17 protein-coding genes are annotated in these 22768 nt (G+C 66.0%); 3 read left to right on the top strand and 14 right to left on the bottom strand.

Annotation, left to right across the window (positions count from 1 at the left end; genetic code table 11):
- Positions 1-110 precede the first annotated feature (110 nt).
- Entirely contained in the window at positions 111-1745 is a 1635-nt protein-coding gene (locus tag ABWO90_RS14480; RefSeq protein ID WP_353191928.1) for a DEAD/DEAH box helicase, read from the bottom strand.
- Between the two features lie 433 nt (positions 1746-2178).
- On the opposite strand from ABWO90_RS14480, the gene ABWO90_RS14475 reads away from it, so the two are divergent.
- On the top strand, positions 2179-3093 hold the full coding sequence (locus ABWO90_RS14475; RefSeq protein ID WP_353191927.1) for a LysR family transcriptional regulator: 915 nt from the start codon (positions 2179-2181) through the stop codon (positions 3091-3093).
- Between the two features lie 39 nt (positions 3094-3132).
- Here ABWO90_RS14475 and ABWO90_RS14470 read toward each other — a convergent pair whose 3' ends face one another.
- The 3 genes from ABWO90_RS14470 to mprF form a co-directional block, all read right to left on the bottom strand.
- A complete protein-coding gene (locus ABWO90_RS14470; RefSeq protein ID WP_353191926.1) occupies positions 3133-4440 on the bottom strand; it encodes a solute carrier family 23 protein in 1308 nt (435 codons plus the stop codon).
- 248 nt (positions 4441-4688) lie between these two features.
- Positions 4689-6464, bottom strand: coding sequence for a virulence factor family protein (locus ABWO90_RS14465; protein ID WP_353191925.1), 1776 nt, complete (start codon positions 6462-6464; stop codon positions 4689-4691).
- Positions 6461-9067 (bottom strand): bifunctional lysylphosphatidylglycerol flippase/synthetase MprF, encoded by a 2607-nt coding sequence (gene mprF, locus ABWO90_RS14460; protein ID WP_502922622.1) that lies wholly within the window; start codon positions 9065-9067, stop codon positions 6461-6463. Before mprF ends, ABWO90_RS14465 begins: the two co-directional genes overlap by 4 nt.
- Before the next feature lie 653 nt (positions 9068-9720).
- On the opposite strand from mprF, the gene ABWO90_RS14455 reads away from it, so the two are divergent.
- Complete coding sequence (locus tag ABWO90_RS14455) at positions 9721-10995, top strand: serine hydrolase domain-containing protein (protein WP_353191923.1); 1275 nt, start codon at positions 9721-9723, stop codon at positions 10993-10995.
- On the opposite strand, the gene ABWO90_RS14450 is transcribed toward ABWO90_RS14455, so the two are convergent.
- Positions 10967-11398, bottom strand: a complete 432-nt coding sequence (locus ABWO90_RS14450; protein ID WP_353191922.1) for a GIY-YIG nuclease family protein — start codon at positions 11396-11398, stop codon at positions 10967-10969. The genes ABWO90_RS14455 and ABWO90_RS14450 overlap by 29 nt on opposite strands.
- Positions 11395-12159 (bottom strand): AraC family transcriptional regulator, encoded by a 765-nt coding sequence (locus ABWO90_RS14445; protein ID WP_353191921.1) that lies wholly within the window; start codon positions 12157-12159, stop codon positions 11395-11397. Before ABWO90_RS14445 ends, ABWO90_RS14450 begins: the two co-directional genes overlap by 4 nt.
- Positions 12160-12353: 194 nt before the next feature.
- Here ABWO90_RS14445 and ABWO90_RS14440 point away from each other — a divergent pair, with 194 nt between their 5' ends.
- Positions 12354-13829, top strand: a complete 1476-nt coding sequence (locus ABWO90_RS14440; protein WP_353191920.1) for an SLC13 family permease — start codon at positions 12354-12356, stop codon at positions 13827-13829.
- A gap of 7 nt (positions 13830-13836) precedes the next feature.
- Here the strand turns inward: ABWO90_RS14440 and ABWO90_RS14435 are convergent, their stop codons facing one another.
- The 8 genes from ABWO90_RS14435 to ABWO90_RS14400 form a co-directional block, all read right to left on the bottom strand.
- Positions 13837-14265 (bottom strand): hypothetical protein, encoded by a 429-nt coding sequence (locus ABWO90_RS14435; protein WP_353191919.1) that lies wholly within the window; start codon positions 14263-14265, stop codon positions 13837-13839.
- A 51-nt stretch (positions 14266-14316) separates the two neighbouring features.
- Positions 14317-14967, bottom strand: a complete 651-nt coding sequence (locus ABWO90_RS14430) for a hypothetical protein (RefSeq protein WP_353191918.1) — start codon at positions 14965-14967, stop codon at positions 14317-14319.
- A gap of 76 nt (positions 14968-15043) precedes the next feature.
- The gene (gene sctE / locus ABWO90_RS14425) at positions 15044-16546 is read right to left on the bottom strand and encodes a type III secretion system translocon subunit SseC family protein (RefSeq protein ID WP_353191917.1); all 1503 of its coding nucleotides are present in this window, start codon (positions 16544-16546) and stop codon (positions 15044-15046) included.
- On the bottom strand, positions 16543-17061 hold the full coding sequence (locus ABWO90_RS14420) for a CesD/SycD/LcrH family type III secretion system chaperone (RefSeq protein WP_353191916.1): 519 nt from the start codon (positions 17059-17061) through the stop codon (positions 16543-16545). The genes sctE and ABWO90_RS14420 overlap by 4 nt, the downstream gene beginning before the upstream one ends.
- Positions 17058-17693 carry a hypothetical protein gene (locus tag ABWO90_RS14415; protein ID WP_353191915.1) on the bottom strand — a complete coding sequence of 212 codons (636 nt, stop codon included), beginning with the start codon at positions 17691-17693 and terminating at the stop codon, positions 17058-17060. The genes ABWO90_RS14420 and ABWO90_RS14415 overlap by 4 nt, the downstream gene beginning before the upstream one ends.
- A 68-nt stretch (positions 17694-17761) precedes the next feature.
- Positions 17762-18295 carry a hypothetical protein gene (locus ABWO90_RS14410; protein ID WP_353191914.1) on the bottom strand — a complete coding sequence of 178 codons (534 nt, stop codon included), beginning with the start codon at positions 18293-18295 and terminating at the stop codon, positions 17762-17764.
- Positions 18296-18306: 11 nt separating this feature from the next.
- A complete protein-coding gene (locus tag ABWO90_RS14405) occupies positions 18307-18789 on the bottom strand; it encodes a hypothetical protein (RefSeq protein ID WP_353191913.1) in 483 nt (160 codons plus the stop codon).
- A gap of 235 nt (positions 18790-19024) precedes the next feature.
- Positions 19025-22687: a hydantoinase B/oxoprolinase family protein gene (locus tag ABWO90_RS14400; protein WP_353191912.1), complete on the bottom strand. Its 3663-nt coding sequence runs from the start codon at positions 22685-22687 to the stop codon at positions 19025-19027.
- Positions 22688-22768 lie beyond the last annotated feature (81 nt).

Below are 22768 nucleotides of genomic sequence, written 5' to 3'. Positions count from 1 at the left end.
TAGGCCGGACGTCCCTACGACCTCCGGACAAGCCTCCGGAGCGCAACTCACATTCATCGGAATATTGAGTTGCGCGTCCATCGTCGTGTCTCGTCAGTCCTGTCGAGCGCTTAGTCGCGCTTCGGTTTGCCCATCAGCAGCGCACCGCCAGCGCCATCCCGACGCGCCGGACGCGGACCACGCTGAGCAAAATCGCCACGCTCCGCGCCACCACCCTGACCACGCGGCGGGTTCTGTGCGCCGCGACCGTGATTGCGGCCGTCCTGACCTTGACGTGCGGCGCCCGAACCCTGCGCGAGCGCACGTTGTCCGTCGCCCTGACGCTTCGGTGCCTGCTGACGTTGCGGCGTCGATTGACCGACGTTGCCAGCGCTCGTGCCGTTAGTGTTGCCGTTGCTGTTACCGCTGTTTCCATGACGGCCGCCACGATCATTGCGCGCGCCGTCGCGGCGTGCCTTCGGCTCGCCCTGACGCGCACCGCGATTACCGTCGCGCGGCTCACGGGCTTCGCGAGGCTCACGCGGCGCACGGCCCTCGTCGCCACCGCGACCGCCACGGCCACCGTGCTGGTTCTTGCGAATCGGCTGTGCCACGGCGTGCGGATCCGGCTCGAAACCAGGGATCACTTCGCGCTCGATGGTGCGCTTGATGAGGCACTCGATCTGCGTGAGCAATTGATGCTCGTCCACGCACACGAGCGACACGGCTTCGCCGTTCGCGCCGGCACGGCCGGTGCGGCCAATGCGGTGTACGTAGTCTTCCGCCACTTCCGGCAGGTCGAAGTTCACCACGTGCGGCAGTTGATCGATGTCGATACCGCGCGCGGCGATGTCGGTCGCGACCAGCACTTGGAGCGTGCCGCTCTTGAACTCGGCCAGCGCCCGCGTGCGCGCACCCTGGCTCTTGTTGCCGTGAATGGCCAGCGCCGGAATGCCGCCCTTCGTCAGTTGCTCGGCCAGACGGTTCGCGCCGTGCTTGGTGCGGGTGAAGACCAGCACCTGGAACCAGTTGTGCTCGCGCACGAGGTGTTCGAGCAGTTCGCGCTTGCGGTCGCGGTCGACCGGGTGGATTTTCTGCGCGACGGTCTCGGCCGTGGTGTTGCGGCGCGCCACTTCGATGAGAGCGGGCGACTTCAACAGGCCGTCGGCCAGTTGCTTGATCTCGTCCGAGAACGTGGCCGAGAACAGCAGGTTCTGACGCTTTGCGGGCAGCGCCGCCAGCACGCGGCGAATGTCGCGGATGAAGCCCATGTCGAGCATGCGGTCGGCTTCGTCGAGCACGAGAATCTCGACACCCGACAGGTCCACCGTCTTCTGCTGCATGTGATCGAGCAGGCGGCCCGGCGTGGCAACGAGGATGTCGACGCCGCGCGCGAGTTGCTTGACCTGCGGCACCATCGACACACCGCCGAAGACGGTCATCGACGTGAGACGCAGGTACTTGCCGTATTGCGTGACGCTTTCCTCGACCTGGGCGGCCAGCTCACGCGTGGGGGTCAGCACGAGGGCGCGCACCGGGCGCTTGCCGTTCGCGGCCGCCGCACGGGGGCGCGACGAAAGCATCTGGAGAATCGGCAGCGTGAAGCCTGCCGTTTTGCCGGTCCCGGTCTGGGCCCCGGCAAGCAGATCGCCGCCTTGCAGGACGGCCGGAATCGCTTGAAGTTGAATCGGAGTCGGGTGAGTGTAGCCAAGGTCGGCCACCGCACGCAGGATGTCGGCCGACAGGCCGAGCGTTTCAAAAGACATATAAAGACCAATGCGCGGACTCCACGATGTGTGTCCCCGCGCGTATCGATGTTGTTTGTTCTTGATGGAATGCCCGCGTCGGGCGTGCAACGGGCATCGCGCTCATGTGGGCGACGCGCCTGAAGACGCCGGCAAGACGACCCGCCGGAGAATGTGAAGCAGTGGCTTGGCGAGCCAGGCCGTCGCGGGTACGGCCGTGTCTTGAAAGGGCGTAGTTTACCATGCGGCCTCATTCAAGTCAGTGTCCACTATGCAATCCGCCGCGCGCCAGGCCTCGCGGGGCACCCGGCACCTCCGCCGGACAAGCTCGTGACGGGCTGTCGCGCCGAACCAGGTGCGAGCCGCTACACTGACGCCAGTGCCGTGATGCCCTCGCGTCGGTCACGTCGCTCACGATTCCTAACCCCTCCAAAACGCCTCGGCGCCCTGTTCCGTGCGATTCGACCTGACCGATCTGCGTTTGTGCCTGCTGGTTGCCGAAGCGGGCAGCATCACCGCCGGCGCCGAGCGCGCCCATCTCACGCTCGCCTCCGCCAGCGCCCGCATCCGCGGCCTCGAGGAGACGCTGGGCGTCGCCCTGTTCGTGCGCCACCGGCAGGGTGTCATCCCGTCCCCCGCCGGGCGCGCCCTGCTCGCGCACGCCCGCCGCGTGCTCGCCCAGATCGAACAGATGCGCGGCGAGCTTGGCGAATACGCCGCCGGACTCAAGGGGAACGTGCGCATCGCCTCCAACACGGTGGCAATGTCCGAGTTCCTGCCGGACCTGCTCGGCGCCTTCCTTGCCGAGCATCCGAACGTGGAGATCTCGCTGCGCGAGCAGACGAGCCCGGCCGTCGTGCAGGCGGTGCTCGAGGGCGCAGCCGACATCGGCGTGGTCTCCGACTGGATCGAGCTGACGGGACTGGAAACCGTGCCGTTCCGCCAAGACCGGCTGGTCGTCGTCACGCCGCCGGGGCACGCCCTCGCCAAACACGACACCGTGAGCTTTATCGACGTGCTCGACGAAGAGTTCATCGGCCTGCCCGAACACAGTGCACTGGGCGAGCATCTCGACGGCCACGCCAAGCGGGCCGGACGGCCGCTGCGCTATCGACTGCGGTTGCGCGACTTCGACAGCCTGTGCCGCGCCGTGGCGGCCGGGGCCGCCCTGGGCATCGTGCCGTTGAACGCCGCGCGTCGCTCGTCGGCCACGCTGGGGATCGGCATCGTGCCGCTGTCCGACGCCTGGGCGCTGCGTACGCTCGTGTTGTGCGTGCGCGAGCGCGACGCCCTGCCCGTCTACGCACGCCAGTTGCTCGAACGTCTGCAAGCCACCCCCGTCGCCACAAACGAAAACGGCACGACGTAATCGTCGTGCCGTTGGCAAGCGCGCCTGAGCCGATGTGCGTTACATCGCGGCGGGCGTCGACTTCTCGCGGCCGCGCAGCAGCGCGTACAGGATGATCGCGCCGAACGTGGCGCAGCCGATGCCGCCCAGCGAGAAGCTGCCGAACTTCAGCGTGAAGTCACCGGCGCCCAGCACCAGCGTGACGGCGGCTACGATCAGGTTGCGGTTGTCCGAGAAGTCGACCTTGTTCTGCACCCAGATGCGGGCACCGGCTACCGTGATCAGGCCGAACACCACGATCGACACCCCGCCCAGCACCGGCCCCGGAATCGTCTGAATCACCGCGCCGAACTTCGGCGAGAAGCCAAGCACCAGCGCGATCACCGCCGCGACGGCGAACACCAGCGTCGAATAGATCTTCGTGACGGCCATGACGCCGATGTTCTCGGCATAGGTGGTCACGCCCGTGCCGCCTACGCTGCCCGACACGATGGTCGCCAGTCCGTCCCCGAGGAAGGCGCGGCCCATGTAGCGATCGAGGTTCTGGCCGGTCATGGCGCTCACGGCCTTGATGTGACCGAGGTTTTCTGCCACGAGAATGATCGCGATGGGTGCGAGCAGCACCATCGCTTCGGGCTTGAACACTGGCGATGCGAAGTGCGGCATGCCGAACCACGCGGCATTGGCCACGATGGCGAAATCGATCGGTTTGCCCAGGCCCATGCCGTTGGTCAGCACGGCGTACAGCACGTAGGCGAGCAGCAGGCCCACGAGAATCAGCAGACGCTGCACCATGCCGCGCGCGAATACGGCCACGAGGCCCACGCACAGCACCGTCGCCAACGCCATCCAGGTGTCGAAGCTGGAGGCCGACACCCCCTTCACGGCGACCGGCGCGAGATTCAGGCCGATCACCGCGACAACCGCGCCCGTCACCACGGGCGGCATGAGCGCTTCGATCCAGCGCGTGCCCACCGCCATCACGATCAGGCCGATGATGGCGTAGAGCACGCCGCACGCGATGATCCCGCCGAGCGCGACGGGAATATTCAGGTTGGGGCCGCTACCGGCATAGCCCGTCACTGAAATGACCAGACCGATGAAGGCAAAGCTCGAACCGAGATAGCTGGGCACACGTCCGCCGACGAGCACGAAGAACAGCAGCGTGCCAATGCCGGACATCAGGATTGCGAGGTTGGGATCGAAACCCATGAGCAGCGGTGCGAGCACGGTCGAGCCGAACATCGCAACCACGTGCTGCACGCCCATGGCGATGGTCTGCGGCCAGGGCAGACGCTCATCGGGCGCGATCACGCGCCCCGACGCCGTATCCTGCTGCCGCCACTTCGGGAAGTAACCCTCTGCCATATCGATCCTCTCCTGTGCTTGTCGTGTGGTGTCGTTCGGTGCCGCATGTGTGACGCCCGTCATCCGGCCGGATTGCCCGCGGGGTGACGGAAAACTGGGCGAAGTGTACGGAGCGCCCGCACGGAAGGCAAGGCGAGAAACCGGCAATGTCCGGGGCTGTCGGCAACCACGCCACAGGCACGGGCAACGGCGTCCGGCGCGGGGGGCCACCCCGGCGGGCCGTCCCGCGTCACGGGGCCTGGCGCCGGTTACCGCCGGGCCGCCGCCTGAAGAATCCTGTCGGCCAGCGCGGCGTAGTTGCCGTCGAAATGGTGCCCGCCCGGCATTCTCACGATCTGCACGCGCTTCGGATCGAGGCCCGGGCAGTTGCTGTCGTCCTCGTCTGCGCCGTAGATACACATGGCCATGCCATCGGGCAGACGCTCGACCTCCGGGCGAATCGGCAGGCCGTTCTGGCTCGACATCACCCAGTTGGTCATGCGGAATTCGAAGTCCGCCTTCTGCCCCAGTCCCATGAGCACGAGCAACGCGACGCGCTCGCGTGCGACGGGCGACAGCCGGTTGACCATGAACGGCAGCACGTCGGCACCCTGCGAGTAGCCGATGAGAATCACGCGCTTCTTGTTCCAGCGTGTCTGATAGAAGCGCATGAGCCGGTCGATGTCGAGCGCGCCCGACGCCGGTGTGCGCGCCGACCAGAAGTAGCGCAGCGAATCGACGCCGACCACCGGAATGCCGTGTGCGGCAAGCGCCCCGGCGACGTCGCGGTCCAGCCCGGCCCAGCCGCCGTCGCCGGACATCAGGATCGCGAACGTGTCGGCGAGAGGCTCCGCAGGTTTGCCCGTGGCCGGGACTTCGATGACCGGCAGATCCGCCACCGCCGCAGGCGGACGCGCCGTGCCGGCCACATGGTGGGCATTCAACCGTCGGAAGGCGTTCTTGTACTGCGTGATCCAGTCGGCCAGCACAGGGGTGGACGGGGCGCCGTTCGCGTCCATGCCCCCCAGACTGCCGGCGAGACCGCCGGCAACCCAGTTCGAATTCGGCGTGCGGGCCGCAAACTCCTGTGCCACGCGATCGGAACATCGCGGCGCACGCACGGTCGGCCCGCCTTCCGGATTGCCTGCCGGGCCGCTCATCACCAGCCACGGCGCGCTCATGACCGGCGCGGGCAGCAGCCGCATCGGGGCGCCGCCGGCGGTATGCGTGAGCCCACGCCCGAAGTGCACGCCTTCACCCTGGCACAGCGGCCGCGACATTGGCAGCACGGGACAGAAGTCGACGGACAGCGCGCCGGAGAACGTGTCGGCGCCCGCCTGCGCGAGCATGGCGTAAGCGAACGTGCCCCCCACGCCGTCGCCTACCAGGATCGGCGGCGTGTAGCCGGGCAGCTTCACGGCAGCCTCGACCCAGCGGCCGAAGTTGTCGAGATCGCCCGCCGCGTACACGCAGGCGATGTCGTCCTTCGTGTAGTTCGCCATCAGCCGCGCCGTATCAATGCCCGCAACCAGCGCGCCGGTGTCCGCGAGCGCGCGGGCCATGCGCTCGGCGCGCGGCGTCCAGCCGTCGTCGTCGGAGAAGAACAGGACCGTCGCATTCGGCTCACCTTCCGGGCGGAAGATCGGCACATTCTCGAAGCGCCCGTGGGTCATGATTTCCGGCGGTGCGTGGTTCGCCCCCCGGAAGGCCACGGCACCGGCGGTCGCCGCAGCGGCCTGCGGCATGACCGGCGACGGCACGCTCGACGCGGCGGCCGGGGGCTGCGCGACAGGTCCCGCTTTCGGTGCGGGCTTGAGGACATTGGCGCGTTGGCCCGGTGCGTCGAGCGGCGCTGCGAGTGGGGTTTGCGCGGGTGCGGCCGGCAGCCACGCGGCCCATCCCAGCACGCCGACGAGCGCGCTCGCGGCGACCCGTCTCGTCCAACTCGACCGGTGCGCCAGCGGCCTCACCTCACGCGTGGTGCGCAGCGATCTCACGCGTTCGTCGATTGCGCTGCCCTGCGTGGCCATCGCGGTTCCCGTCATTTCGTAATCATCCCCTTCCAGCCACCGCCGACGAGCGCCGCCACGTCGGCCAGGGTGAGCATCGGCGCGATGCCGCCCGGCGTCATCAGATAGCGTGCTTCCCATTCGGGATCGAACTTGTCCTTGAAACTGCGCAGTCCGCGGAAGTTATAAAAGCGCGCCCCATGCGCAAACATCATGCGCCCGAAGCGATGCCAGCGCGGCGCGAGTTGATGCGTCTCCATGCCCGACATCGGCGCCATGCCCAGCCCGAAGCGCTGGTAACCCAGATCCTTGAAGTGGAGCATCAGCTTCGCGAACAGGAAATCCATCGTGCCCGGCGGGGCATCGGGCACCTGACGCATCAGATCGATACTCGCCTCGATGCGCTGCACGTCGGGGCACATCAGCGTGGCGAACGCCACGAGCCGCGTGTCGCGACGTACGAGCGCAACCGGTTGACGCAACACGTAGGCGTCGGCGAAAGCCCCCAGCGAGAAGCCTTTCTCGCGGGTGTGCTGACGGGCGAGCCAGGCGTCGGACACGCTCCGCATCTCGGTGAGATAGGGCGCGACGCCGTCCGGCGGCACGATCTCCAGCGTGAGCCCTTCGCGCTCGCCGCGCGTCACGCCGTGCCGCAAGTTCGCCCGTCGCGCGCCTTGCAAGCCGAATTCCGGCAGCGACACGAAGGCTTCCTCGCCCAGTTTGTAGGCGCGCAATCCCGCGTCGATATAGAGCGGCAGCGCCTGCGGCCTCGTCTTGTAAAACGCCGCGCGGCCACCGTGCGCGTCGGCCAGTTCGATGAACCGCCAGATCAGTTCGGGCCACTCCTTCTGGTCGCCCACCGGGTCGGAGAGCGACACCCACGAGCGACGATGCTTGGCGTACATGATGAACGCGTTGCCCGAGGGCGAGAACAGGAAGCTCTTGTCACCCATGAGCGCCAGACAGGCGTCGGCGGCCGGTTGCTTTCGAATGACGGCGAGTGCGCGCGCCAGTTCGTCTTCGCTGGCGGGCACCATCGCGCCGGGCGACTGACGCAGCAGTTGCCACAACGACAGGCCCAACCCGATCACCGCAACAACCATCAACGCGCGCATGGAACGCGGTGCGTCGCCGTCGAACGTGAATTGCCACCAGAGCTGGTTCGCGTATCCCACGCGACGGTACGACATGAACATCAGCCACGTACAGGCGCCCAGCACCGAGAGCACGGCGATGATCCAGCCCGGCTCGAACTTCTGCGTGAAGAGCGACGAGCGCCGGTCGAACTGCTTGCGCGAAACGAGCAGGAGTGTGGCGAGCACCGCCAGCACGAAGAACTCCGACAACGCGATGCCCTTCGGAATCGCGAGCACCGCGGCCACGATCGTCAACCCGAGCGACCCCCACCATGCGGCGTCGAGCCGGTGCAACAGCCCGCGCGCAAGGAACAGCATCGACAGCCCCGCCACGCTGCCCAGCAGATGTGACAGTTCGACAAGGAACAACGGCACGTGTTGTCGCAGGAAGTCTTCGGCGTCGCGCGTGGCCGGCGTGACACCGGAGATCAGCAGCATCACGCCGGCCACGAGTGTCAGTGCTGCCAGCAGGCCGGGGAAGAGGCGCACGGCGGCGCGTCCGATCGGCGCGGCCGGCCCCTGTCGCAGTTCGAACCCGGCGAGCAGACACGCCGCCAGCATGAGTGGCAGGAGATAGTAGATGCCGCGATAAAGCACCAGCGCGCCCGCGACCTGACTGATCGGCGCATGGCCGTTCGTCGCCAGCAGAATCACCGCTTCGAACACCCCCACGCCACCGGGGACGTGGCTGAGTACGCCGAGCGCCATGGCGATGGCATAGAAGACGACGAAGGTCGGCAGATCGACCACGCCCGCAGGCAGCAGACACCACAGCGCCGCCGCCGCCATACCCAGATCCGCCGCCGAGATCAGCAACTGTCGAAGCGCGAGATCGAGCGGCGGCAACGGTATCGCCCAGCGGCCAAAGAGCGACACCGTGCGTTTGCGCGTGCAGAACACGAGGAAGGCGGCGGAACCCGCGAGCAGCAGCACGGCGAATGTCTGCAACAACCACGCCGGGATCGGCACCAGCGCGGACACCCGCGACGCCCCCCACAACATGCCGAGCGAGCCGAACACCGTCATGCCCAGTCCGAACGCCCCCGCATTGAAGGCAACGGCCTGCGCGACCTTCGACGCATCGACCCCGGCGGCGGCGTACATCCGCATGCGCACGGTGCCGCCGGTCAGCACCCCGAGGCCCACGGAGTTGCCCAGTGCATAGGCGATGAACGAGGTAAGCACGACCGTCGAACGCTTGACCGTCGCGCCCGCAAAACGAAGCCCGGAAATGTCGTAGCCGGTGAGCGCCGCGTAGCTCGCCAGCGTTGCCAGCATGGCAAGCACCAGCCGTGTCACAGGCGTGTTGTGAATGGCGGCGACGATGTCGTCGTAATGCACGTGACGCAGCATGTGATGCAGCGCGTCGAAGACGAACAGGCCGAGCAGCGCCACGCCGCCCACGATCAGCCAGGGCCGTGCGGCACTCCATGGGAAGCGTCGTAGCCACCGGACCGGCGCGGGGAGTGCCAGCCAGGCCGCGTCGGCCGGTGTGGCGGCCATGGCGGATGCGTCGGCGGGGGAATGCGGATCGTGTGGGCCGCCGCCGCCCCCGCCACCGGCGGAAGCCGCAGCGCTCGACGCGGCGCTCGTCTGGAGCGTCACGGAGGAAGGAGTATCGGCGGGCCGGCTCGGGCGCGCACGGGAGGGTTCAGTCATGTATCGGTCGATCCTTCGGCCGGTAAGACGCCATCTTCGGGACGCCGCCCCCAAGGCCTATGGGCGAGTCGGAGCCTGTCTCGCAGATAGCTTACACCCCGATGCGTGACAGGTCTTGTCGGTGTGCCACTGACAAAAACGGGCGCGGCGCCACGAAAAAGCCCGCCCGGCGGCCGATTCCAGCGGTTTTCGTCGTCTTTTTCCGTACTTCTCTCGCGTTGCGAGGCAGTTTGGGGGCCATGGCGACGCCCCCTGATACCGCGCGCTCCCCGTCACACAAGGGCGTTCCGGCACGATTGCGGAGAACTATGGGGAGCCCATATTGATATATGCAACTTAATGTAAAATGCAGGGTTTTTACTAGCTAGTTAACCGAAGTTTTTCCTAAACTTCGAATGCCAATATCGCCGCAACGCGGCACGTGCGCACACCGAACCATTCCGACTCCGAAGAGAGTCGATTCGCGGTTCGAAGCTTCGTGCGCGGGGGGAGTTGAAATGTACGTCGAACGGCATCGCCGTCCGGCAGGGGCACGTCTGAGAGCGCGGCAGGCACGGCATGCGAGCATGCAGGCCGTGCTGCACGCCATGGGACAACGCGGTGCGTCTGTACGCCGTGTTTTCCTGAGTGTCCTGCTGGGCACTGCCACCCTGTTCGCTGCGAACCTCGGGTTCGCGCAAACTGCGTCGTCACCGACGGCGTCGAACGCAAACAATACCGTCGTGGCGCTGCCTGCGTCCGGCCCGGGCACGCCTATCAAGCCGGCAGTGCCGATCGGTCAGGCGACCATCGCCCAGGGTATCGCGCAACTCAAGGAGCGCTACAACCTGTCGCACGTGTGGTTGCGCACCGAGTCGGACAATGGCGTCGCGCTCGAGGCGGCGACCTCGGGCGACGAGGTTCAGCAGTTACTGCCGGTTGCCAGTCTCTCGAAATCGGTGACGGCCATCGGTATCGCCTTGCTCGTGCAACAGGGCAAGCTGTCGCTCGACGCGAAACTCGGCGATCTGCTCGATACGTATTCGAAGCAGCATGGAAAGCCGCTCGATCCGTCGCTGCGCGAACTGACCGTGCGACGTCTGCTCGCCCACCGTGCGGGTCTGCCCACCAACGGTTTCAACGATCCCGTCAATGGGCTGTTCAGCGGCCTCGCGATCCGGCGCGTGGGCGGTAGCGCGGACTTCTTCAAGTACCTCGACGCGGGCGAAGCCGGTCACTCCACGGGCAAATCCGACTTCGTCTACTCGAACGTCTCGTACCTGCTGCTGGGCATGGTGATCGAGGCCGTCTCGGGCGAGGAGTACAAGGACTTCTGCGAGTCGCATATTTTCCAGCCGCTCGGCGTGACGGATGCCAAATTGCCCGATAGCTGGCGTCTGCTCGCACCGTTCGCGGGATGGCAGATGTCGACCGGCGCGCTGCTCAAGGTGTGGCGAGTGTTCGACGTGCGTCACCCGAGCCTGCTGACCGAGAAGACCCTACGAACCCTGTTGCTCGACAAACAGTCGGGAGCGGTCAATTCTGACCGCGACGTGTATTACACGCTCGGCGTGTTCCTGCTCACGGGGGCGGGTGATCGCAGCTATCGGATCAGTCATGACGGCATCGCCGACTTCTTCCGCACGCAGTCGACGTATTACACCGTGGTAGAGAAGAATGTGCCCGGCGATAGCTGGGCGCTGGTGGTGTCGCCGATTCCGTCGCGCGGGCAGTTCGGCTCGCTTCAGCGCGACGTGCGACGCATCATTCGGCAGGCACGGCTGATGCCGTGAGAGCGGTGTTGATGTCGACTTCGACGTCGGCATCGCCTTCGCCGTTTTCACGTCGATCGCCGAAGTCGCACACATAGGTTCCGGCAATCAGGCCTCGCTTTTGCGACGCACTCAATTGCTTCACCCGATGCTCGGCGCGCGATGCCGCCGAGCGGTCCACAAATGTCAGCGACAGCAGAATTCGCGATGGCGGATAGGCACGGGTGAAGCGCGCGCCTTTGCCTGACACGTGGGCGGCGAATCGAGCGTCGACATCCACGGTGATGCCGGTGTAAATCCGCCCGCCTGCGCATTCCAGCAAGTAGAGAAACCAGGGCTTCGGCCCCGTCTGCGAATTTGGCGCCTCCGACACTTTCGGTGCTTTCGGTGCTTTCGGTGCAGCAGTAACGTTCGCGGCGGTCATAGCTTTGCCCGCTCCACGCGCGTGAAATCGCGCGGCGAAACGCCCAGTGCACGGCGGAACATGGCCGAGAACGCGGCCGGATTCGCATAGCTCAGACGGCTCGCGACCGTGGCGACCGGTACGCCACGAGAGATCCAGTCGACGGCACGCGCGACACGCACGCGTTGACGCCACACCCCGAAGCTCGTCCCCAGTTCTGTTGTAAACAACCGCGCGAGCGTTCGCTCCGAGGCGCCGACGTCCTCCGCCCACTGCGCGAGCGAGCGATCGTCTTCCGGGTGTTCCATGATCGCGTCGCAAAGCTGACGCAAACGGCGGTCCTCCGGCACACGCAAGTCGAGCGAAGCCATCGGCGCTACGCGCAACTCCTCGAGGAGCAACGACGTCACGAGCCCGTGGCGACGGTCGTCGACGGACATACCGCTTCCCAGCGCCGCTGCGAGATCTCGCAGCAACGGCGACACCTCGAGCACCAGGCAGCGATCGGCCGGAAGCGGCGAGACATCCGACAGCATGTAGACGGCATAGAACTGCGCCTCGCCGAGCACAGCGACTTCGTGCGACATGCCCGCCGGCACCCAGGCGGCGCGAAACACGGGCACGATCAGGCTCGTCTCGCCTGCCGTGATACGAAGCCCGCCACGCTGCGGGCAAATCAGTTGCCCCCATTCGTGATGATGCGGCTCGATGAGCGCATCGGGCGGCGGCGTGCGCAAATGCGCGACAACCGGCGTCTCGGCGCTCGGCGCCGTACGGGGCATGGGAACGAAGCTGGGGCGCGTGGCGGGCGCTGTCGCGGAGCGTGGCATGTTCGCGATGGTATTTGTCCTGATCGGCGTTACCGACACTTAAAGGAGTCGCTAGCATACGATATGCCCGTCACGATGCAAGCCCTGACGTATCGAGACAGACATCTGCCGTATCTGCCTGGCCCATCATCACAACGACAAGTGCCATGACCGAGTCTTCCACGCCGGCCACACCCGAGCCGACACCCCATCCGCCGCCCGCCGGCGATACCCTGCGCCATGAACGTCTGCGGGCACGCCTGCGCGCGTTAAGCGGTTACGCCGTCTACGCCCTGCTCGCCCTCGCGCTATGGGCCGCGAGTCACGGTAGTACCACCCTGGATCTCTCGCCGACCGCCGCGCAGGCCGCCGTGCTCGTGCTGTTCACCGTCGGTGCGTGGGCTTTCGGATTGTTCCCGGAACCGGTCACCACGCTAACGTTCTTCCTGCTTGCCGTCCTGCTCCACGTGGCGAAGCCGGAGGTCATCTTTGCAGGCTTTCACTCCGCCGCATGGTGGCTCGTCTTCGGCGGGGCCGTGACCGGGCTTGCGGTTCGCACGACCGGACTTGGCTCGCGCATCGCCTCGACATTGTTCGCGCTCAAACGTCCGACCTATCGGCGCTACGTGGCATCCGTCATGGTGGCGTGTGTCGGTCTCGCATTCGTGATGCCGTCGACGACGGGCCGTATCCTGTTGCTCATCCCGATCGTGCTCGCGCTCGCGGATCGCATCGGCCTCTCGGAGGGACGCCGTGGTCGCACGGGGCTGGTGATGATGGTGGCCGCCGCGAGCTACATGCCGCCCACCACGATCCTGCCCGCCAACATTCCGAACAGCGTGCTGATGGGCGCAGCGGATTCCTTCTACGGCGTGAAGCTGCATTACGCGCCGTACCTCCTGCTGCATTTCCCCATCCTCGGGGCGCTCAAGGCCGTGATCCTGATCTGGGTCATCTGCCGGCTCTTTCCCGATGACGGCCCGCTCACCAACACGTCCTCCAGCACCCCGGCACCGCTGACCGACGACGCACGGCGACTGTCCATTCTTCTGGCGCTCGCGCTCGCCGGCTTCGCCACCGACGCCTGGCACGGCATCTCGCCCGCCTGGATTTCGGTAGCCGCCGCGATCATCTGTCTGTTGCCCGCGATACACATCGTCACGCCGAAGACCTTCACCGAGCAGATGCACATCACGCCGCTCATTTACGTGGCGGGCTTTCTCGGTGTCGGGGCGGTCGTGGCCGATACAGGCCTGGGAGAGAAGGTGGCGCGTCTGTGTCTCGACGCCGTCGGCATGACGCCCGGCACGCCGGTCATCAATGCCGCCTGGCTGATCGTGATTGGCTCGGCCATCGGTCTGGTGGCAACGCTGCCCGGGCTGCCCGCCGTGCTCACGCCGCTCGCCGGGCAGTTGTCCACGGCCAGCGGTCTGCCGCTCTACACGGTATTGATGTTGCAGGTGCCGGTGTTCTCCACCGTCCTGCTGCCGTACCAGAGCCCGCCGATGATGATCGCCATGCATCTGGGTGGCGTAGGCATGCGCGATGGCACACGGCTCACCGTCGTGATGACGGTCATTACGTTGCTCGTGCTCTTCCCGCTCGACTACGTCTGGTGGCGCGTGCTCGGCATGTTGCCCTGAAGCGCATTCACTGCGCGCCGCCGCGACGGCAGAACACGAGCCATCGGTCGCCATCCTCGTCACGCCAGAACGCCCCTTCGCGCTCGAAGATGGCACCGAGCCGCAAGCGTAGCGCGCGCAGCCGCGCGTCGCTCACGCCGGGCAAGATCATGCCGCGCACGTAGCTCACGTGCGGCACGGTGCGCAACAACGTGCGAATCAGCTGGCAGAAGCGCCTCACGGCGTGCTCGCTGGCGGTCGCGTTGTCGTCGAGACGGAAGTCGGTAATCGTCAGCACGAACCCGGCCTCCCGCTTGTCCAGGCGATGACAAAGGGACAGCTCGCCGTTCTCGACACGCTGTCCCAGCGTGATGCAGGTACGCTCGCAAACCTCGACGCGCGCCGTGAATCGGTGAGTCCTGAAAAATGCCGCAACGGCGCGCTCGCAGACTGACATGGTGGGGTATGCGCAAGAAAGGCGGATTGGGGGGCCGATGACGGAGGGCCTTCAGCGAATGGCTTCGTACAGCTTGCTCAGATGTTGTCCGGCCATGCCGTAGAGTTGCCGGGAGACTTCACGCAATTCCGAACTCGCCGAATCGATGCGCTGACGTAAGCGGTCGTTGGTTCTGCGCGTCTCGTCGGTCAGCGTGGTTGCGAATTCGCCGACGACATCGTTGTCCCGCCCCCGATTCGACAGATCGGCCGAAGCGAACTCGAACGCCGGCTTCCCGAACTGTCCGACGCCGCTCACCACACTGCCGAACATCTGTCCGATTTCCATCTTGTCGCGCAGGCCATAGCGCGCGCCGATCACACTGCCGCCCAGCGACAGCGTGCCGGAAAAGAGCGAGCCGCCGGCGGACGTCATGGCCGCGTCGTAGTGCTTCTTGTTGGCGCGATACTTCTCGTCGCGCGCCGCCACACCACGTGCGAACACCATCACGTCGTGACGTGCGCGATACGCCTGATCGGTGTTGCGCTCGCCTGCACGGATTTCCATCATCAGCTTCACGAGCTGCATCAACGTGACAAGACCGTCGGTGGCGCTTTCCGCGCGCCGGGAAGTCTCGGGGGAACGTTGCGTCGCGTTGTGCTGCGGATCCCGGTCGCCGTGCAACGTTGTCGGCCGGGGCTGGGATATCGCCATGTAAGTCATTGCGAACCTCGTCTTGGGTGCAACGCGCAGTGCGCGTCGCGAGTCTCGAATAAGGAAAATGCGAACCGCTCGGCGTTCAGGCCATCGACGATGCAATGCGAATTCGCACATCGCCCGTCCTTGTGACCGCTTCGCTGGCGATTTGCGCCGCGTCGCCCTGCCCCTCCGACAACGACGCCATGCGCTTGCCCAGGCGCCGCTTGTCGTCGCCGTTCATCTCCATGAGGAACTGCAGCCAGGTCATCTCGGTATGAAGGTCGCGCGCTTCGCGCTGCAACTTCGCGCGCTGAATGCCGATGACACCCGCCGTGATATCGCGCGCAGCCACTGTGCCGCCACGCACCACGCTCGACAGCGACCACATGCCACGCAAGATCGCACGGCGACCCTGCGATGCCATCTGCTTGCCGAACGACTTCGTCACCCCCGAAGCACCGACCGCGGCCCCTTTGGCGACCTGCTTCGCGGTCGACTTCACCACGTTGTCGAACGCACGCGACACCATCTGCTCGACCATCTGCTGCGTGAACTGCTCTGCCATGCGATTGAAGCCGCGACGCGCCAACTGCCGTGCCGTGCGCGTGCCGTTTTGGGCGAGCGATCGCCCCACGCGTTTGCCGACTTCCATGCCGACCTGATACGACACCTCCGAGACCACGCGTGTCTTGATGGCGCTCACGGCCGCATCGTCGCCCGCCTTGACGGCCTTCGTGAGCGCCTCGCCCGCCCCGCCCTTGAAGACGCGGGTTGCCGCCTTGGTGACGGATCGCGACGCCATGAAACCGCCCACCGACATGCCGAATCCCACGACCATGCCCAGCGCCTGGAAGGCCATTTGCGCGTAGCCCCACTTCTCGGCTTCCTTCTCGTAATACGACGCGTTCTTCGGATCGACCAGCGCCATCGTCTTGCACACTGCCGCGCCGATTCCGGCGATGCCGGCCCCCACGTCGGCGACGCCGCTCGCGATCATCAGCGGGTTCATCGTCAGCACGCCGGTCACGACCTTCACCGCGCCGACGACCAGGTCGACGGCCGCGGTGACCCAGTCGAAGATCGCGCCGAAGACGCCGCCCTTGCGCGCCTTGTCGGCATCGCGCGTCATGGCGTCCATCTGCTCGCGAAACTTCTGGATATCCTCCTGACGCAGCTTGTCCTGACGCTCCGCAAGCAGTTGCAGCGCCCGCTGCGTCGACTTCGCCGTGTCTCCCATCGCCTGCATCGCGATGGTCGACGCAACCATCACGAGCGTGGACGGATCGAGCTTTTCCACGCTCGCCAGATCGCTGACGCCGAACCGCCCGTTGGGTCGCGTACCGCCGGAAGCCATCGAGCTTCCCAGCGAGTAGAGACGTTGCAGAAGGCGAGCGAACGCGCCCTGCGCGTCTTGCCAGTCCACGTTGTCCGGCGCATCGGGCGTGAAGTCCTCGGGCGCAAGGCAATCGCCCGTTGGCCCCTGGCGACGCGCGGTGCGCGCGATGTCGGGGCTCGGAGATGTCGTCTGATCGGTGGCGGCGTCGTGTACGTCACCCGCCCACCACGAACGGTAGTGTCCTCCTGCTGTGGCAGTCGAAATCATGCGTTTCCTTTGGATGAAGAAGTTGACAGGGCATCACATCGCGCGCGCGCCGAGTGCGCCAGTTGGCGGTGCTGTGCGTGCTCGCCGCACAAACGCAGCGTTGCGCGATACGCCTTCAGTGCAAATGCCACGTTGCCGATACGCTCGTAACTCACCCCCGCGAGATACGGCGCACGCGGATCCGCCGCGCGAATCACGCCCGCCTTCGCGAAGCAAGGCAGCGCCGTCTCGTGCTGCGCCAGCCGCTGGTAGCAAAGTCCCAGTCCGAACCAGTCGTCGAACGACCACTGGTCGAGCGTGGCCAACACGAAATACAGGCGCTGCGCCGCCGCGAACTTGCCCTGCGTGAAGCGATGACGGGCATACGCCCGGACCCGCGCCAGATCGGTTTCGTCGAGATCGGCGAGCATGCGCAACGCGCCGCCACGCGAGAAGAAGCGGGAAAAGATGGCTTCGATCTCGGCATTCGCGGCTTCCGACGCGGTTGCATGCGCGGCGGGCGGCGGCGTGCTCACGAGCGCATCGATCCGTTGATCTGATTGAGCTGCTGACCGCGCGAACTGATGATCGTGTTGGCCAGCGTCGAGACGCCGTTGTATTCCTGCAGAAATTTGTTGATCTCGATCTGCTCGATGGTGCGGCTATCGGTCGCCTCCTCGCTGCGACTCTCCGCGGTGGCCTTCAACGCACGCAAATGATCGGCGCGATAGTCGCCAGAACCGCCGCTGGGCCCGGTGTAACCCGACTCGCCGACTTTCCTCGAGCGCGATTCCCACTCCTGCAAAGTCTTGCGCGTACCGCTGTCGTCAATGGTGATCTTGAGATCGTACTTATCGAAGAACTCACGGATGCCGTCGTTGAGTTTCGTCGTCTTTTTCGTGTCCGTGCCGAGTTGATTGATGAGCGACTCGATCTGGTTCGCGATGTCACGCGCCTCGCGGCCGTGCGACTGACGCATGCGCATCGAATCGATCTTCTGCTTGGCGTCGCCACCGCTCGCTTGCATCAGCGTGGCCGCGTGCGCCAGCAGCAACGAGTGGATATCGGTGGTCCGGCCCGCGAGGAATGACAGGTCCGGCGACGATGGCGGGTTTGTCGTGGACGACGACGCGCCGTAGGCTCGGTAATTCGTGGAGAGACTGTTCATGAGGCGTACCTGAAGGGAAAGAGAAGTGATGTACGACCCGAGGGTCGTATGTGCCACAGCGCCCGACATCAGAGACTGCTGACGATCCGGCTCGTGATGTCGCGCAGCTTCGCGATGACCGCGTTGCTCAACGTCAGCGCGTTCTCGTAGCGCGACAGAAATTGCTTTAGCTCGATCTGTTCGATCGTGCTGGATTCGCCGCCGGCCGCCGCGGCCGTCTGCAACGACGCCCTGAGGTCGCGCAGTGCGGTCTCGTCGAAGCTGCCCGTCGCCTGCGAAGAAGACAGCAAGCCGTGACGGACAGCGACTTCCCGCAAGCGTTCGGGCAGCCGTTCGGGTTGCCCGTTCGATTGCAGACGCGCGAGTGCGTCGTCAACGGCGCCGATGGCTTCACGCGCCTCGCGAGCTGCGGCGCTACGCGCGCGCGCCTTCGCCATCCACGCATCGACCTGCGATTGCAGATGGTCCATCTGGTCGCTCGCGCTTTGCATCGCGCCGAGCAGGGGATTGTCGGCCGCCGGGGGGCGCGACGACGGCGTGAAGTCCACGCTGCTGCGCCCCGGCACAGAGGACGCGAGGGTGTCGACGGTGCGGTAGCTCATGTCGTCGGTCCTCATGCACAGGCGCGGCGCATCGCGGGCGCTCGCACGGGGGCCGCGGCGGTGTCGCCGCTTTGCGGTGCGGGGGATTGGGCGCGCAATCGCTCGATGACGCGCACAAGCGCGGTAGACATGCGATCGATCTCGCGCGCTTCGCGCCGGAACGGCTCGCTGTTCAGCAATGCATCCAGTCGTTCGAGCTTCGCGCGAGCTTCCGGCGTAGGCGTCTGCTCCAGTCGTCGGATATCGTCGAACGCCGCCTGATACGCCTGCATCTGACGTTGTAGCCGACGGCCGGCGAGCTGGATCTCGCCCCACATCCGCTCGTATTGAGCGATGTGCGAGTCGCCTGGCAGCGATGCCGTGCCGCTCGAAGCGACAGGTGAAGGGGGCGTCGGCGCGGTCGCTGACACGGCGGGCGCAACGGATGCGACCGACGCCGCCGAAGTCATGTCCGCCGACAACGTCGGCGAGGGATGGTGGGACGAATCAGACATACAGGGACACCTCCGTACGTAACCGTCGTGATTGACGACAACGGCATCGTACGGAGGGGATTTCGGGCCGCCTTTGCAAAGCCAGCCAATGCTTCCGGGAACCGGCAGCGCTTCATCCGTTTCCCATCCGGCATCGATCGTGTGGACTTGTCCGCATTCTGCGGGCGATGACGAGCGCGCACGACGACGGGAGCCCTCTCGGGTTCGCTTGCATGGCGCGCGCCACCGCACCCGATCACGCGGCGCCGAAGCCGCCTCCCCCGGGGGTCTCCACGACGAAAACGTCACCCGGTTGCATCAGCGCACGCCCGATATGTGACAAGGATTCACGCGAACCGCCAACGCGTTCGACGTAATTCGCACCGAGCGCGCCTCCCGCCCCGCCCTGCGCACCGAAAGGCGCATGCACGCGGTTGTTCGACAGGATCGAAGCCGTCATCGGCGTGAGGAAGCGGATGCGTCGCACCGCACCGTTGCCGCCACGCCAACGCCCGGCACCGCCCGACCCTGCGCGGATCCGGTGGCTTTCGAGTCGCACCGGGTAGCGCCACTCCAGCACTTCCGGATCGGTGAGACGAGAGTTCGTCATGTGTGTCTGCACCGCATCCGCACCGTGGAACCCTTCACCGGCGCCACTACCGCCCGCGATGGTCTCGTAGTACTGGTACGTGTCGTTGCCGAACGTGAAGTTGTTCATCGTGCCCTGGCTCGAAGCCACACGTCCCAAGGCACCGTAGAGCGCGTTGGTCACGGCCGACGACGTCTCGACATTGCCCGACACCACCGCCGCCGGATACACGGGGTTGAGCATCGACCCCTCCGGCACGATTACCGTCAGCGGTTTCAGACACCCGGCGTTGAGCGGTATGTCGTCGTCGACGAGAGTGCGAAAGACGTACAGCACGGCGGCCATGCACACGGCACGCGGCGCGTTGAAGTTGTTCGGCAATTGCGCCGACGTGCCGGTGAAGTCGATGGTCGCGCCCTGGGCGGCCCGATCCACGCGAATGTCCACCTCGATCACGGCACCGTTATCGAGTGCGTAGCGATAGTGGCCGTCGCCGAGCGCGCCGATCACGCGACGCACTGCCGCTTCGGCGTTGTCCTGCACGTGGCCCATGTAGGCCAGCACGACATCACGTCCGAATGCGCTCACCATGCGACGCAATTCGTCCACCCCCTTCTGATTCGCAGCGACTTGCGCGCGCAGATCCGCCATGTTCTGGTCGATGTTGCGCGCCGGGTAGCGCGCGCCGGCGAGCAATGCACGCGTCTCCCGATCGCGCAGTTCGCCCGACACGACCAGTTGCCAGTTGTCGATCAATACGCCCTCTTGCTCGACATGCGTCGAGTCCGGTGGCATCGATCCCGGCGTAATCCCGCCAATATCCGCATGGTGGCCGCGCGAGCCGACATAGAAGAGCGGTGCTTCCGCGACGTGTCCGTCGCCGTCGACGAATACCGGCGTGATGACGGTGACATCCGGCAGGTGCGTGCCCCCGTGGTACGGATCGTTGAGCATGTAGACGTCGCCGTCGCGCATCTTGCCGCGATTGCATTCGATCACTGTCTTGATGCTCTCGCCCATCGAACCGAGGTGCACCGGCATGTGCGGCGCATTGGCGATGAGATTTCCCTCGCGGTCGAATAGCGCGCACGAGAAGTCGAGACGCTCCTTGATGTTCACCGAGTACGCCGTGTTTTGCAGACGCAGTCCCATCTGCTCGGCGATCGACATGAAGAGATTGTTGAAGATCTCCAGCCGTACCGGATCGGCTTGCGTGCCAAGGCCGCGTTGCGATGCACGCGGCACCACGCGCGTGAGCACGAGGTTGCCCTGCGCGGTCATCCGGGCCTGCCAGCCGGGCTCGACGACAGTCGTGCCACTCGTCTCCGCCACAATGGCCGGCCCGTCGATCGTGTCGCCCGCGAGTAGCGTGTCGCGGCTGAACAGCGCCGCCTCGTGCCAGGCACCGCTCGCGTAGAGTTTCACCCGATCCACCGCCACCGGTGCGCCCGAAGTGCGGGCGTCGAGCGGTGCGATATCCACCGGCGCGTCGGAGCGCCCGATGGCTTCGACCGACGCCACCTCGACGATCAGCGCCGCGCCATCCATCAGGAACGAATAACGCTGACGATACGCCGCCTCGAATGCCGCACGCATCTGCGCGACGTCCCCGAACGGCACCGGCAGCGCCGAATCCGTACCGGCGTAGCGAACATGCACGCGACGTACCGTTTCGATGCGCGACGGCGGCACCCCCTGCGAGCGCAGCACACTCACGGCCTCGTCCGCCAATGCGCCCAGCGCGTCTTCCAGGGCCGTCAACCCGTCCTCCGACAATGGCGCCTCGATCATGCGCTCACGCATGGCCGTCTGATCGGCGAGTCCCATCCCATACGCCGACAGCACCCCGGCGAGCGGATGGGCGAAGACCCGGGTCATGCCAAGCGCGTCGGCTACCCCGCAGGCGTGCTGACCGCCCGCGCCGCCGAACGTCGTCAGCACGTAGCGACTCACATCGTGACCGCGTTGCACGGAGATCTTCTTGATGGCGTTGGCCATGCTGCCGATCGCGATCTCGAGGAAGCCTTCGGCGAGTGCCTCCGGCGTCTGACGGCGGCCCGTCGCCCGCTCGATCTCTGCGGCGAGCGCGGTGAACTTCTCGACCACGACATCGCGATCCAGCGGCGCATCGGCGCCCGGTCCGAAGACCTTCGGGAAATGATCGGGCTGGATCTTGCCGAGCATGACGTTGCAGTCGGTCACGGTGAGCGGCCCGCCGCGACGGTACGCCGCCGGGCCGGGATTCGCGCCTGCGGAGTCCGGCCCGACACGCAAGCGTGTGCCGTCGAACGACAACACCGAACCACCGCCCGCCGCGACCGTATGGATGCTCATCATCGGCGCGCGCATGCGCACCCCGGCGACCTGCGTCTCGAACACGCGCTCGAACTCGCCGTGGTAATGCGAGACGTCGGTCGACGTGCCGCCCATGTCGAAACCGATCACCCGCTCGAAGCCCGCCGCGCTCGACGCGCGCACCATACCGACGATGCCGCCCGCCGGACCGGACAGGATCGCGTCCTTGCCCTGGAAGTTGTCGGCGCGCGTGAGGCCGCCGCTGCTCTGCATGAACTGGAGATTCACGCCCGGCATCTCTTGCGCCACCTGCTCCACGTAGCGCCGAAGGATCGGCGAAAGGTAGGCGTCGACCACCGTCGTGTCGCCGCGCGAGACGAGCTTCATCAACGGCGAGACCTCATGCGAAACGGAAACTTGCGTGAAACCGATCTCGCGCGCCATCGCGGCGAGTGCCTTCTCGTGCGCCTGATAGCGATAGCCATGCATCAACACGATGGCGAGCGCCCGAATGCCTTTCTCGTAGACCGCGTCGAGCGCCTGTCGCGCCGTTGCGACGTCGAGCTCGCGAACGACCTCGCCATGCGCGCCGATACGTTCGTCGATCTCGATGACCTCGGCATACAACGCCTCGGGCAATGCGATATCGAGATCGAACAGACGCGGCCGATTCTGATAGGCGATGCGCAGCGCATCGCGAAAGCCGTGTGTGGTCACGAGCGCGAGCGGTTCACCCTTGCGCTCGAGCAACGCGTTGGTGGCCACGGTCGTTCCCATTTTCACCATGTCGACCTGCGCAGGCGTGATCGGCTCACCGGCGCGCAGCCCGAGCAGATGACGGATGCCGGCCACAGCGGCGTCACGATACTGTTCCGGGTTTTCGGAAAGCAGTTTGTGCGTGACGAGGGTGCCGTCCGGCCGGCGCGCCACGATATCGGTGAAGGTGCCGCCGCGGTCGATCCAGAACTGCCAGCGCGTTGCGGTCTGATGCGCAGGGGCACGATTTTGGGTGGAGGAGGTGAGAACGTTCGTCATGGGGTCACTCGCAATTCAAAAGCTAAGGGCAAACGAGAATCGAGGGGTGTCACTGCGCGGACGCGGCCGTCGACCGGTTCA

Origin of the sequence: Pandoraea pnomenusa, assembly GCF_040391475.1 — a bacterium.
Lineage (GTDB): Bacteria > Pseudomonadota > Gammaproteobacteria > Burkholderiales > Burkholderiaceae > Pandoraea > Pandoraea pnomenusa_C.
This window is presented reverse-complemented; position numbering and strand designations above follow the sequence as displayed.

Coding starts and splice junctions, on each gene's coding strand:
- ABWO90_RS14450 (WP_353191922.1), bottom strand. CDS start 11,398: ATGACCGCCGCGAACGTTACTGCTGCACCGAAAGCACCGAAAGCACCG.
- ABWO90_RS14480 (WP_353191928.1), bottom strand. CDS start 1,745: ATGTCTTTTGAAACGCTCGGCCTGTCGGCCGACATCCTGCGTGCGGTG.
- mprF (WP_502922622.1), bottom strand. CDS start 9,067: ATGGCCGCCACACCGGCCGACGCGGCCTGGCTGGCACTCCCCGCGCCG.
- ABWO90_RS14440 (WP_353191920.1), top strand. CDS start 12,354: ATGACCGAGTCTTCCACGCCGGCCACACCCGAGCCGACACCCCATCCG.
- sctE (WP_353191917.1), bottom strand. CDS start 16,546: ATGATTTCGACTGCCACAGCAGGAGGACACTACCGTTCGTGGTGGGCG.
- ABWO90_RS14405 (WP_353191913.1), bottom strand. CDS start 18,789: ATGTCTGATTCGTCCCACCATCCCTCGCCGACGTTGTCGGCGGACATG.
- ABWO90_RS14455 (WP_353191923.1), top strand. CDS start 9,721: ATGTACGTCGAACGGCATCGCCGTCCGGCAGGGGCACGTCTGAGAGCG.
- ABWO90_RS14435 (WP_353191919.1), bottom strand. CDS start 14,265: ATGTCAGTCTGCGAGCGCGCCGTTGCGGCATTTTTCAGGACTCACCGA.
- ABWO90_RS14470 (WP_353191926.1), bottom strand. CDS start 4,440: ATGGCAGAGGGTTACTTCCCGAAGTGGCGGCAGCAGGATACGGCGTCG.
- ABWO90_RS14445 (WP_353191921.1), bottom strand. CDS start 12,159: ATGCCCCGTACGGCGCCGAGCGCCGAGACGCCGGTTGTCGCGCATTTG.
- ABWO90_RS14400 (WP_353191912.1), bottom strand. CDS start 22,687: ATGACGAACGTTCTCACCTCCTCCACCCAAAATCGTGCCCCTGCGCAT.
- ABWO90_RS14415 (WP_353191915.1), bottom strand. CDS start 17,693: ATGAACAGTCTCTCCACGAATTACCGAGCCTACGGCGCGTCGTCGTCC.
- ABWO90_RS14430 (WP_353191918.1), bottom strand. CDS start 14,967: ATGACTTACATGGCGATATCCCAGCCCCGGCCGACAACGTTGCACGGC.
- ABWO90_RS14410 (WP_353191914.1), bottom strand. CDS start 18,295: ATGAGCTACCGCACCGTCGACACCCTCGCGTCCTCTGTGCCGGGGCGC.
- ABWO90_RS14465 (WP_353191925.1), bottom strand. CDS start 6,464: ATGACGGGAACCGCGATGGCCACGCAGGGCAGCGCAATCGACGAACGC.